The organism is Pseudomonas sp. NFACC41-3 (assembly GCF_900109505.1).
Classification (GTDB): domain Bacteria; phylum Pseudomonadota; class Gammaproteobacteria; order Pseudomonadales; family Pseudomonadaceae; genus Aquipseudomonas; species Aquipseudomonas chlororaphis.
On sequence record NZ_FOAE01000004.1, the window covers coordinates 40,388 to 52,438 of the forward strand.

General features: G+C 58.7%; 8 protein-coding genes. 1 reads left to right on the plus strand and 7 read right to left on the minus strand.

Features of this window, described 5'->3' with window-relative positions:
• Positions 1-112: 112 nt before the first annotated feature.
• From BMY68_RS18215 to BMY68_RS18240, 6 genes are all read right to left on the minus strand, one after another.
• On the minus strand, positions 113-3,139 hold the full coding sequence (locus tag BMY68_RS18215; protein ID WP_085530078.1) for a two-partner secretion domain-containing protein: 3,027 nt from the start codon (positions 3,137-3,139) through the stop codon (positions 113-115).
• Positions 3,140-3,213: 74 nt separating this feature from the next.
• Positions 3,214-4,899: a ShlB/FhaC/HecB family hemolysin secretion/activation protein gene (locus BMY68_RS18220; RefSeq protein ID WP_085530077.1), complete on the minus strand. Its 1,686-nt coding sequence runs from the start codon at positions 4,897-4,899 to the stop codon at positions 3,214-3,216.
• Between the two features lie 79 nt (positions 4,900-4,978).
• A complete protein-coding gene (locus BMY68_RS18225; RefSeq protein WP_085530076.1) occupies positions 4,979-5,758 on the minus strand; it encodes a fimbrial biogenesis chaperone in 780 nt (259 codons plus the stop codon).
• Positions 5,758-8,328 (minus strand): fimbria/pilus outer membrane usher protein, encoded by a 2,571-nt coding sequence (locus BMY68_RS18230; protein ID WP_085530075.1) that lies wholly within the window; start codon positions 8,326-8,328, stop codon positions 5,758-5,760. Before BMY68_RS18230 ends, BMY68_RS18225 begins: the two co-directional genes overlap by 1 nt.
• 170 nt (positions 8,329-8,498) lie before the next feature.
• Positions 8,499-9,266, minus strand: coding sequence for a fimbrial biogenesis chaperone (locus BMY68_RS18235; RefSeq protein ID WP_085530074.1), 768 nt, complete (start codon positions 9,264-9,266; stop codon positions 8,499-8,501).
• A gap of 24 nt (positions 9,267-9,290) precedes the next feature.
• Entirely contained in the window at positions 9,291-9,854 is a 564-nt protein-coding gene (locus BMY68_RS18240; RefSeq protein WP_085530073.1) for a fimbrial protein, read from the minus strand.
• Between the two features lie 519 nt (positions 9,855-10,373).
• Between BMY68_RS18240 and BMY68_RS18245 the strand changes: the two genes are divergently transcribed.
• Positions 10,374-11,003 carry a response regulator transcription factor gene (locus BMY68_RS18245; protein WP_085530072.1) on the plus strand — a complete coding sequence of 210 codons (630 nt, stop codon included), beginning with the start codon at positions 10,374-10,376 and terminating at the stop codon, positions 11,001-11,003.
• A gap of 111 nt (positions 11,004-11,114) precedes the next feature.
• Here BMY68_RS18245 and BMY68_RS18250 read toward each other — a convergent pair whose 3' ends face one another.
• The gene (locus BMY68_RS18250; protein ID WP_085530071.1) at positions 11,115-11,603 is read right to left on the minus strand and encodes an Hpt domain-containing protein; all 489 of its coding nucleotides are present in this window, start codon (positions 11,601-11,603) and stop codon (positions 11,115-11,117) included.
• Positions 11,604-12,051: the final 448 nt, after the last annotated feature.

The following is a 12,051-nucleotide window of genomic DNA, read 5'->3' on the forward strand; positions in this document are numbered from 1 at the left end:
TCGCGGGGCATCCGGAAAGAGGTAATGAATCCTGAAAAAGCCGATACGCCATGCTGCGACATGGCGTATCGGCAACCGCTGATACCTGGGTATCAGCGGGTCGTGCCGATGGTTACTGAATGACCCCGTAGTTGAGGCCGGCCAGAGGTACCTGGGCCGCTTCACCCGATACCGAGTTGAACCGCATCTCGCCGTAGTTGATGCCCACCAGGCCGCCATAGATCTGGCCGATACGAGGATTGAAGTTGATCTTGCCAGTGGCCACCGATTGACGAACGTTGCCTATGTTCAATCCAACCAGGCCGCCCAGGTTGGCGTAGTAACCGCCACTCACCGTGCCCAGGGCCAGGGAGTTCCGGATCTGGCCAAGGTTCTGCCCCACCAGCCCACCGACACTGCTGCGTTGGTCACCAAAGACCGGCCCCTTGGCCGTGGCGGTATCGATAACGGCGCCCAGAGTGCGACCGTTGGTGCCTACCAGGCCACCCACGAAGCTGTTGGTCCCGCCCCTGACTTCACCACTGGCCTCGACCGAACTCAGGTCACCGTCGTTGCTGCCAATCAACCCGCCGACATGACTGTTGGTGCCTGCCATGACCTTGCCGCGGGCCACAACGTGACTCAAGGTACCGCCATAGTTATTGCCAACCAGGCCGCCAGTTCTACTGTTGGCACCCGCGGTGACATTGCCCAGTGCCTCGGCGGTGTCGATCTGGCCATAATAATTCTGGCCGACCAGGCCGCCCACATTGGCGCCCGAGTTGTCATAGACCGCACCGGAGGCCTTGACGTCGTTCAGGGTGCTGTTCTGGTTGTAGCCGATCAGACCACCTAGCGAGGCACTGCCGTAGCCGTTCACCGCGCCGCTGGCGCTGGACTCCCTGATCGCACTATTGGTGTTGAACCCGACCAGGCCACCGATGTTGCTAGTGGCGTTACCCCGCACCGATGCCGAGGAGCTCGAGCGCTCGAGCGTGCCGTTCTGGTTGTAGCCGACCAGACCGCCAATGTTCAGGCCGCCGTAGCTGCTGTTGATGGTGCCACTGCTCGAAGAGTCCGCGATATAGCCGCCCCTGTTGCTACCCACCAGCCCGCCCACGCCACCTGAGGTATTGCGCTGCATGTAACCCGAAACATTGACGTTAGTCGTGCTGTTGGTGATGCTTCCGGCACCGGCCGGGCCAGTCATGTTTTCACCGACAAGCCCACCGATCGACGACGTGTAGCTGTTGCCAGTCACGTAGGAGGTAGGCCCCACCGACGCGTGATCGATAGCGCCACCTGCGTTGAGGCCGACCAGGCCGCCCACGGCGTTGGTATTCGCCGCGCTGGCGCTGATACGCAGGCCAGTGGCGCTGACGTTGGCCAGGGTCCCGGTGTTCATTCCCACCAGGCCGCCGATATAGCTGAAGCCCGCTCCGGAGGTAGTGCCATTGACGGTCATGTTAGCCAGTTTCAGGTTACTGATTCTGCCCGAGTTGCCGGCGAACAGCCCAACCATAGGCCCGGTATTGGTCACCGTAAAACCGCTAATGGTATTGCCCAGGCCATCGAAGACACCAGAGAAAGCACTATTGCCGCCAATGGATCTGAAGGCGCCGTAACCCTTGATATTGGTCCCCAGGACATACAGGCCATTGAGGTTGTTGTTGACCGCCTGCAACTGCGTGGTGTTCTGGATGACGCCATATTGCGAGCCATTGGAATCGAACGCCGCCCCCGTGCCGGACAGGGTCACTGTTGCGCTCTGCCCCAGGGCATAGCCGTCTCCATGGTTCAGCCCGAAGCTACCGTTGGCCCCACTGAGGGTCACGTTGCCATTGAGCCGGACCCTTTTCTCGGCGTTCATTTCCACCCGGGCATTGGCGCCGGTGGCGGTCAACCCGCCATTGAGCTCAATATCGCCCTTGGAAGACAGCTTCAGACGATTGCCGCTGTTCCAGGTGACAGGACCACCCACCACCACATCGCCGGAACTGCTAGCCAATTCGATATTGGTGGTCGCCAGGTTGCTCGACAGGGTATCGGTGTAGGCCGTATCGCTTCCCGATGCCGCGGTCGGGCTGACCTTGACGGTGTTCGACGTGATCTTCCAGTCGCCCGTCTGGCCGTTGCTGGCCTGGGTATTGACCCGGCTCGCCAGTTGCACCTCGGTGTTCGCGCCTTTGGTCTCGATCAAGCCGCCGTTACCCACAGTGCCGAGAGCACTGGCGGTCATAGTGCCTGCCACCACCACCTTGCCCACATCACCACCGTCGAGGGTGATCTTGCCGGCCGTGCCACGCAGGGTGTTGGCCTCGATGGTGCCCTGGTTATTGACCACGGTCTGCAACATGTCGCCGGCACTCTTGGCGGTCATCAGCACCTGCCCGCCGTCGGCCTTGAGCAGGCCGCCGTTTTTCACCAGGGCATCCACGGCCGCGCCGTCGACTTGCAGGTTGAGCAGGTTGTTGCCGTCGAAATTCACAGTGAACTTGTCACCCGCGCCCAGCGCGATCCGACCCATTTGCGCCTGGATCACCCCATTGTTGCGAACGTTGGTCCCCAGCAGCGCCACGCTGCCGCCCTGGTCGGCAATGATGTCGCCGTTGTTGATGATCTCCGCCGGCGAGTTGCCCGAGAACGTGTAGTTGCCGGCCTCGAAGTCTTTATTGGCAATGTCCCGGGTCGAAGCCACCAGCCCCCCCACGTTGACCTGGGCACCCTGGCCGAACACTACGCCATTGGGGTTGACCAGAAACACCTGGCCGTTGGCATTGATCTGGCCCTGGATATCACTGGCATTGGTTCCGACCACACGGTTCAGGGCAACCGAGCTTTTAGTGGGCTGGTGGAAGGAGACCTTCTCACCCTTTTTGACGCTGAAGTCGTTCCAGTTGGTGATCAGCTTGTCACTTCTCTGGTTGATCGACATTTCCTTGCCATTGTTGAAGGTCAGGATATCGCCGCTACCACCGACCACCGCTCCTCCTGTCGGCAGGGCGAATGCCGAGGACATGGCGCCCGCTCCCAGCAGGCTGACAGCCGCCACGACCATCCCCTTGCGTGCACCCGACTTGCGCCGGCGACGTGCCCCTTCATGAGCCACATTCCAGCATGCCAAGGCCTGGTTCCAAACCAGTGCATACATTTTGTTCACGGTAACGCCCTCTTCACTAAAGAACGTTCTGCAAACCATTTGCAGAACGACACCACTCCTGCTACGAGCAGGTACTAGAAATATTGCGTCGCGTTCATCCAGACCTGGGGGCGGCGCTCCGGCTTGTCCCGGGTCTTGCCGTTGTCATGCAGCGGCCAGGCGAGCGTCAGGTTGACTTGCTGCGAAGGCCCCATCCAACTGGTGCCGATGCCGGTCGACGTGATCCGACGGGTATTGTTTTCGGAGGTCCAGGGTTGGCGATCGACCTTGACCGTGCCGTTGTCGGCGAAGGCGCTGAGCTGCCAGCGCGGGGCCAGGGCGTAGCGCAGCTCGGCACTGGCCTGCCAGCCCTGGTCACCGCTGCCGGCGCCCAATGAATAGCCACGCACACCGTAGGGACCGCCAAGGCCGAGCTTTTCCGAGTTGTCCAGGTTGCTGTTGGCCCATTGCGCACTCAGCCTGGTATAGAGCTGGAAACGGTCGCTCAGGCGCTGCAGGCGCGCGGCGTTGAGATTGAGCTTGGCGAACCCGCCCGAGCTGCCCGCGGTACGGCCATCGCGAACCTCTTCCTCACGGTCGCCAAAACGCAACCGGCCGCTGCCGTAGGACAGATCGAAGAAGTTCTGGCCTCCCCGGAAAAAACGGTCCTGGCTGTTGCCGCTGAGGCTCAGGGTCCACAGGCCGATCCGCTTTCGGTTACTGAATTCGAACAGGTCGATATCGTCGCGTAGCCGTTTGTCTTCGTATTGCAGTTGCGCAGTGAGGTCGAAGGTGCGGCTGCGCACCAGCGGCTGGGCGACGAAAAAACTGCGGAAGCTGGCGGTACCGTGGTAGTCGAGGACCTCGAAGTCCCTGTACAGGCGGTAGCTCATTTCCGAGTACGCACCGCCGATGCGGGTCGACCAGGGCCCGACCGGTAACTGGTAGGCCGCACGGTAATAGCGCTGCGATTCGTCGCTGCGCATCGCCCGCAGGCTGAGCTGGTCGCCGAGGCGCAAGGGGTTGTTGAGGTTGAGACTGCCGCCCAGGCGGTATTCACCGGTGTAGTAACCACCGAAGTTGTCCGCCTCCAGGGTGCCGTTCAGCAACGGCCCGGGCTCGGTATCGATCACCAGGTCGGTGGTCCCGTACTCCTGGCCAGGACGCAAGGTGCCGCGAGCCTGGACCCCGGGCAGGTCGCTCAACAGCAAGAGGCTACGCTCCAGGTCCGCGTCGTATACCGCCTCGCCGCTGTTCAACGACGACAGCGGCGCCCGCACCACCTGATCCAGGGCGCGCGAACGGTTCTGCACTTCGATACGCCCGTAACGCCCCTCCACCACAGCGATCCGCACCAGGCCGTTTTCAATGTCCTGGGGCGGCAGGAAAGCGCGGGCCAATACATAACCCTGCTTCTGGTAGTAGTCGGTAATCCGCTGCGCAGCTCCACGCAAACCGGCCAGGTCCAACTCCTTGTCGTGCAGGTCGGCCAGCAGTGCCTGCAAGCGCTCGGTGGTGAAAACCTGGTTGCCCTCGATGGCAAACGTCTTGACCTGCAGCCGGATTCCGGAGGTGTCCGGGGCTGCCGGCGCGGCGGGTGTCTCGGCCTTGGGCAGATCCAACTCCAGCTCCGAAGGAGCAGGCTGCGCCGGCTGGACCGACTCGATGTCACGCATCGCCTGGCCGGCGTTAGGCACCTGCAAGGCCAGGGCAATATCGGGCACCGCCATGGGCAGCAGCGCCGCCAGGACGAAACACGACCCGCGCCGCCCCAGCCTCATGCCTACCGGTCGCGCACCCTCGGGCGCTCGACCGTAACCGCATGACGACGCACTCGCCGCGAATCTGTCCATCGCAAAACTACTGTTGTAACCGCGCACTTCCACTCAGCGTCTCCCCGCTGTCTATCGCCACCTGGTAACGAACGACCGTCGCATTGGCGACGGCTGCCTTTTTTGTTGCGGGCAGGGCGATACGTGTCGTGCCGAAAGGCTCGAGCGTGATCCCCTGCCAACTGATCGATTGAGCTCCGCTGCCCAGTTCCAACTGCGGGATGGATACGTAGTAAGGCGCCCGGCTGGTGGCCAGCAACGCCATCTGCCCGTCCACTCCGGGGGTCTTGTCGAGGCTCCAGACCACTTGCCCGATTGCCTCGTCCGCCTTGCCGGCAAGGCCCGAAGGGCGGTACAGCAGCTTCATGCGCATGCGATAGGCCAGGCGCAGCACATTGCTGTCGCTGGTCGTCACCGGCGGCACTTCAAGGAAATTGATCCAGAACACCGACTCGCGATCGCCGGGCAAGGGTTCGCCGGTGTAACGCACCACCAGGGCACTGCGCTGTTGTGGGTCCAGCCGTGAAATAGGCGGCGACAGTACGAACGGCACCGTCAGACGGCTCGGGTCGGTGCGTGTATCTCCCCGGTCCAGCCAGGCTTGCAGGAGGATGGGCGCATCGCCGGTGTTGCCGACCCTGACCGTCACCGCCGGGGTATTGGCCGGGTAGATGAAACGCGTACCGGTAATGGCCAGCGCCGCCTGGGCGTCGACGCAAAGCGACATCAGCAACCAGGCAGCCATCAGGCTCCCACAGATCCACCGAGCCATGGCCGAGGGGCAGCACAAGCCGCCTGCTTGTCGCATCAGCCGTTCCTCTCCGGAGCAGGAGCCCCGGCAGTGTCGGGAGGCAGCGGTCGGCATGGCAGGTCGAACACCTCATAGCCCTTCGCCTCAACCGCCTTGGCAGACGCTGCATCGCGCTTGGGCAAGCGGTAGTCGATCAGGCATTGCTGCCCAGGCTGGTCACCCCATTCGACGCGGATCGAGCCCTGGTCCTTTTCGCTGCGCAGCACCAGGCGGCTGCCCTGGCCGACCGCGCCCATTTCCACCCCGCTCTCGGCGTCGGTGGCGATCGCGGCAAACGGCAGGAGCGCGCCATTGGGTTGCAGGCTGTTGATCAGGAAAGCGCGCGCCTTGCGGGTCGGGTACGACAGCATCACCACGGCCCCCGCCACCGGTGCGGTGTTGCGCGAACTCACCTGCAGCTCGACGTCGTCGGGCATGCCCTTCGGGTCGATATCCACGGTGTTGAGCTGGAAAGGCGTCAGGCTGGGCACTACCGCGTAACCGCTGCCATTCACCCGCGCACCGCTGTAGCCGACCCCGGCGCCCTTGGCATGAGGCGCGTAGACCAGGCCGCTGGTCTCGCTCAGGGTCTGGGCAAACGTCAGGCCGCCGGGGTGCAGGATCATGCCGCCGGACGCGCCGATGGAGCCCTGGCGGTAATCGCTGCCCTGGGAAAAACTGGAACTCAAGGCCACCTGGGGCAAGGAATAATTGAGACTACCGTTGTGGCTGGTTTCCCGTTGCTTGTCATCACGGGAAACGGACACGGCATAGGAGGCTTTGCCCGCCTCGTCCACTGTCCCGGAAACACCGCTGGTCAGATGAGTTCCGGTGCTCTGGTCGTGACTGACGAAGTTATTGAGCACCGTTGCGCCCCGGGTCTCACGGCCCAGCGGGATCGTAAGGGTCAAACTCAAGGTCGTATTGCTACTGACTGCCCGACGCCCTGAATACCGGTTCTGTCCCAGCGTGCGCTGTACGGCGAAGGAATAGCTATTGCCCCGCCACTGATTGCTGTAACCCGTGGAAAAGCTCAGGGCCTTGCCTTGTCTGCTCCAGTAATTGAGCGCCGAACCAGTGACATAGAAATTCCCGCCAGTGGCCTTCAACTGCTGACTGATATTCACATCCAGCCGGTCACGCATTCGGGAGAAGGCTTCCACCCGTTCGCCGCTCTCGACGAAGTCCTGCAACGCAACCGCGTCATGCAGTCCTAAATAACCACGGGTCGAGTAGCGATAAGCCAGTAACGAGAAGTTGGTACCGCTATTGGGCAGGTTCTTGCTATAGGACAGACGCAGGCTCGTCCCCTTCAGACGGCCCCTTCTGGGCACGTTGGTTTTGGCCTGGGTCACATCGAAGGCAAAGCCCCCCACATCGGTATTGAGCGCGCTCCCCATCAGTACCGACATATAACTGCCCGTGACAGCACTGCCGATGTATCCGGTAATGTCGTTATCCAGACCGTGCTGGGCTGTCCCTTGCAGCACATACTGGTTACTGCCACGCAGCCCAGGATCGATGATCTGGCCGGCGGTGAAGCTATATCGGGAGTTTCCAGGGCGCAGTAACTGAACAGTCGTGGCGAAGGGCACGGTGAAGCTGCTGCTCTTCCCGTTAGCCTCGGTCACGGTGACGCTCAGGTCTCCACCGAAGCTGGCGGCCTGCAGATCGCTGATCTCGAACGGTCCAGGCGCCACCGAGGTTTCGGAGATCAGATAACCGCGCTGATAAACCGACACCTTGGCGTTCGAGCTGGCCGTACCGCGCACCACCGGCGCGTAAAAGCGTTCGGTATCGGGGAGCATCCGGTCGTCGCTGGACAGCTGTACCCCACGGAACGATACCGAGTCGAACAGATCGGCATCGGTGGCGCTCTCCCCCACCAACAGTTGCGAACGCCAGGCCGGCAGCTCGGTCTGGGCATAAATTTGCCCGCGCTGATAATGGCTGCCCGATTGCGGCGACCAGGTCAGGGTGCCGTTATGCCGCAAGCGCACCGAGCCGGCATTGAGCCCCATGTTCAGCCCGGCATAACCATTGGTCATGGTGCGGCCGCTGTTTTGCACGCTGAACAGGTTAGTGTTGTAGTTGAGCAGCCCCGCGGAAACGCCATGATCCCAGTTGGCCGGATCGACGTAGGTTTTCGACAGGTTCTTCTGCAGGAAATATTGCGGGACCGAAAGATCGATCGTCAGCTCCTTGAGATCGATCTTCGTGGTGAGACCCGGAACGTAACGAGCCAGGTCGGCGCAATAGGCGCCCTCCGGCATGCTTTCGGAGGAAGGTTGCGCCGAAGCCGCCTTGTCCAGATCGATACCGGCGCGGACCAGCAACGAACGTTCATAACAAGGCTGGCCGCCTTGCGGCCCATGAGTGTCGCGAAACTCGATATTCTGCGTGGCACGCCACTGGCCATTGACCAACAGGTCGATGCGGTAATTGCCCGGAATGAGAAAGCCCTGGCGCTCAAAGCGGCTGGTATCGATGGGGGCACCTTCGGTCTGAAACAACATCTGCGAATCGAATACCACGCCCTGCCCCGCGGACTCGGCAGTGGAAGTTCCAGCCCATGTCTCAGTCGCCATGACAATAGCCGCCGTAGAAACAAGACATAGAAAAAACCGACCTGGACTCAAACCGTACGAAACTAACGCACAGGCAAAAACAACCAGATAACTACGCTGGACGCTCAACATATTCGATACCGGCATGCAGCCAGGTCATTAGAGATGACAAAAACTGCAGGGTGAGAAAGTTACAGTGACAACGGTTTTTCAAGTACGCGCCGCCCACCGAAGTCATTAATGACCTCATAATGAACAGAGGCTTTGCGATAAGTCTGAGGAACCTGTTCGGACAATGGGAAAAACCTACTACTGAAAGGCGCGATCATTTCATCTTTAACGGCAATCCGTCGCTCATCCAGAGCAACCTCGATCTTGCCGAAAGAAACGTAATACGCCGTCGGATTGCTTACCTGAATCCCCTGGCGATGCTCGACCTTGCCTTTTCCATCCGGATGACTGGCTTGCTTGAATTGCCAATCAAGCTTGTTCGCCACCAAGTCCACATCCGACTTCAAACCCTTGGGTCTAAAGAACACTTTGATTCGGGTTCTGAATGTAAACTGCAAGACATTTTCATCGACTTCCTTTCGCGGAGGCGTTTCCAGCACATTGAGCCAGAACAAGGACTCCCGGTCTTCCGCAAGTTTTTCACCCGTATAGGAAACACGCAGGGAAGCTGAACTATCCGGATCCAGACGAATTACCGCGGGGGACAGCAAAAATGGAACCTTTATCTCCTCGGGGCCTTTAGTTGAGTCACCATCATCAATCCAGCTTTGGGCTAATGAAGCAGAGTTGCCGGTATTGTTCATTTTTATAGTAACTTCACGAGCATCCGACGGATAAACCAGCCGAGTACCCTGAATGACTACCGACGCCTGCACGATTCCAGAACATACGCCCAAGAACATGACGCCGAGAACGAAAGAAGAAAAAATACGCGTTTTCGGCGTCATGACGTGCTCCTCGGACGCTAGTCTTTACTTATACGACAGGGTATATCGAACGAAGGAGTTACCCGAACCCGCGCCAACGCTAGCCGCGGTCGCAACATAGTTCGCCTTGAACTTCAGGGTTGCCGTGTTGCCTGCAACGGTGGCGACCTGTGGCGTGGCTTCCGGCTGACCGAATGGGACTTTCGTACCAGCTGCGACATTATCGTTGTACACTTGGATCTGCACGCCGGTAGCAGGCGCGGTACCGATCAGCTTGAGGTTCCCGGTCACCGAGTCGACGTTGCCCACCTGGTCAAAATCAACGACAACCTTGGTTCCATCGGCACATTGCGCGCCGGACAGCACCAACGCAAACTTCTCGAACGGAGAAGCATCGCCAATGGCCTTGAAGATCGAAGGAGAAATGCGCCCCAGCTCCACGTTGGTGATGTTGTTTTCACCCGGTGCCTTACCATTGATATTGCAAGTCACGTCAGTGATGCTGCCAGAGAAGTTAACCACGCCATCAGTGGCATGAGATAACGAAGGAACAAGTGCGGCAAGCATCAAGCTGGAAGTTGCCAGGGATAGTAAAGATGTTCGTTTCATGTGATTTCCTTGTTCACGTTGATCGGCAAAAGAAGTGCAATCTATTTTGATCGCCCTCCCGGCTCAGCCATGAGCAAATCACGCCTGCCATGGCAGCCCAAGCCTCTCATTCAAATTCTAAGTTGATTGATCGACAACTAATAGCAGCCCCCTTGCTGCCCCACGGGGGGACACCCAAAGGAAGTCATAGCTTACCGATCAACCTTCGAATTTGAACTGAGAGACGGCCGATTAACCCATCAGAAATATCCTAACAAGCCACCCATTGATTTCATCTTTACTTATGGGGCAAGAGTGTGTACTTCTTCAACGCGTTGCGTTCGGCTGAACTCTGCCAAGTACTCGCATCAGAAGTATCCTGAGCCAGACTAACTAGCCACTCGATAAAAATGAAAGGAGTCCACCCCGCCGGCCTGCGCGGTGAGCGCCGACAAAAGGCCCAACCTCAATGAGCAGAATTGAATATAGAGAGTAAAAATATAAAACCTGCACACATAATCAATATAGAGAGAGCACACTATGGGATCCATAGTAATAGTCGACGACCACCCCTTGGTCAGAGTCGCATTGAAAGTCATACTTGAGCGTAACGGCCACCATATCGCCGCCGAGGCAGACAATGGCGTCGATGCCATTCAAGTTGTTCGCACACATAAACCGGACCTGGTGATACTTGACCTCGATCTACCGCAACTGGACGGGTTATCGGTACTCAGTCACTTCAAGGCAAATAACTTCCTGGTAAAAACGCTGATATTGACTTCCAGCGACTCAAAAAATTTTGCCGTACGTTGTTTGCATGGGGGCGCAGCAGGCTTCATCTGCAAGGACGAAGCGCTGGATGAGGTGGGAGATGCAGTAAAGGCACTGTTATCAGGGCATACCTATTTTCCTGAAAGCTCTCTGCTCCTGTTGCAGGAAAGCATTCATACCAACCAGATGCAAAGCATTGCCGCCTCTCAGCTGACCAATAGGGAAATCACCACATTAAGATTATTGGCGCAGGGCCTTAACAACAGGGAGATTGCAGCGACTCTGCTTATCAGTCACAAAACGGTCAGTACTTACAAAGTAAGACTCTTGAAGAAATTCAATACCACCAACCTTCTGGCCCTGATTGAAATAGCCAGGCAGAAAGGAATCATATAGGCCTCTTGCGAAACCCAGCAGCACATGGACATCTGTCCTCTCCAGAATCAGCGTCTTATCGGTTTTACGACGGGACATCGAGCACGACTCCCTTTTTGAGCAGCAGAGGAATCAGCGCTCACGAGGCAGTTCTCTCAGATTGATTGGCCCATCATCCTGTATGGCTACAAGACAGATGTCCTTGAGGTTGAGCAACGCCTGCTCGACCAGCTGCGCCCTTTCCAACAGCACCGGCCAGGTCCCTGCGACACTGACGTCCCTCAACTGCTGGCAGCTGGAAATCAGCGGCTGGTACTTCAACACACAAGCTGCACCCGCCATCTTGTGGCACAGCCTGGCAATGGCTTGCCGATCGTTTTGTTCGCAGTACGCCCGCAACAGCTCGAGATCTTTGATCTGGTAGGTCCTTACCTCATCGATGAGCCGTCGCGCGACTTGCTCATTGTCGCCAGCAAGGTCCATGAGCCTGCCAAGCACCTCTAGCAACGACACCGCGGAACCTACCCGGATAGCGTGAAACACCTCCTCACCCGCGCTTATGCCTGTGCTGAAGCCTGCTGCCTCCGGCGTTGCACCGGCCTGTACGTCCTGCCTATTCATATCTGCCTCCCTGCCTCACCTGATATGCCGCGGCCCGTTCACTGAATACAGGTCAGGCTAGGCAAAACTCCTTGAGGCGAATATCAGACATTTCTCAAACCGCTGGACAGGCAACGTTGTTCAGGGGCACCACTCCCCAGACAGGGCAGCATGAAAAAAAGCCCGACAAAAAAATGCTCTGGCGGACTTGTTTAACAGCTGACGCGGCAATTTTCGGCGGTCCAGCACTGGAATCACGTAGCCAGCCCTTGCCGGGTAAGGGTTTCAGCTCATTGAGCCGCACCAGGGCTGGGTGCCAGCGACCATTTCGCCAAAAACATATCGACATAATATTGACACCAAAACACCCATCCGTCGGAATATTGGCACTTCGTGCTGTTACTCCCGGTTAACACCTTTACAAGGCCTGACCCCACAACTAAACAACTATCCAACTGATATCAGGAAA

What these genes read in the sequence shown, in the direction of transcription:
- BMY68_RS18240 (WP_085530073.1), bottom strand. Translation starts at nt 9,854, where the DNA reads ATGAAACGAACATCTTTACTATCCCTGGCAACTTCCAGCTTGATGCTT.
- BMY68_RS18230 (WP_085530075.1), bottom strand. Translation starts at nt 8,328, where the DNA reads ATGGCGACTGAGACATGGGCTGGAACTTCCACTGCCGAGTCCGCGGGG.
- BMY68_RS18225 (WP_085530076.1), bottom strand. Translation starts at nt 5,758, where the DNA reads ATGCGACAAGCAGGCGGCTTGTGCTGCCCCTCGGCCATGGCTCGGTGG.
- BMY68_RS18235 (WP_085530074.1), bottom strand. Translation starts at nt 9,266, where the DNA reads ATGACGCCGAAAACGCGTATTTTTTCTTCTTTCGTTCTCGGCGTCATG.
- BMY68_RS18245 (WP_085530072.1), top strand. Translation starts at nt 10,374, where the DNA reads ATGGGATCCATAGTAATAGTCGACGACCACCCCTTGGTCAGAGTCGCA.
- BMY68_RS18250 (WP_085530071.1), bottom strand. Translation starts at nt 11,603, where the DNA reads ATGAATAGGCAGGACGTACAGGCCGGTGCAACGCCGGAGGCAGCAGGC.
- BMY68_RS18220 (WP_085530077.1), bottom strand. Translation starts at nt 4,899, where the DNA reads ATGAGGCTGGGGCGGCGCGGGTCGTGTTTCGTCCTGGCGGCGCTGCTG.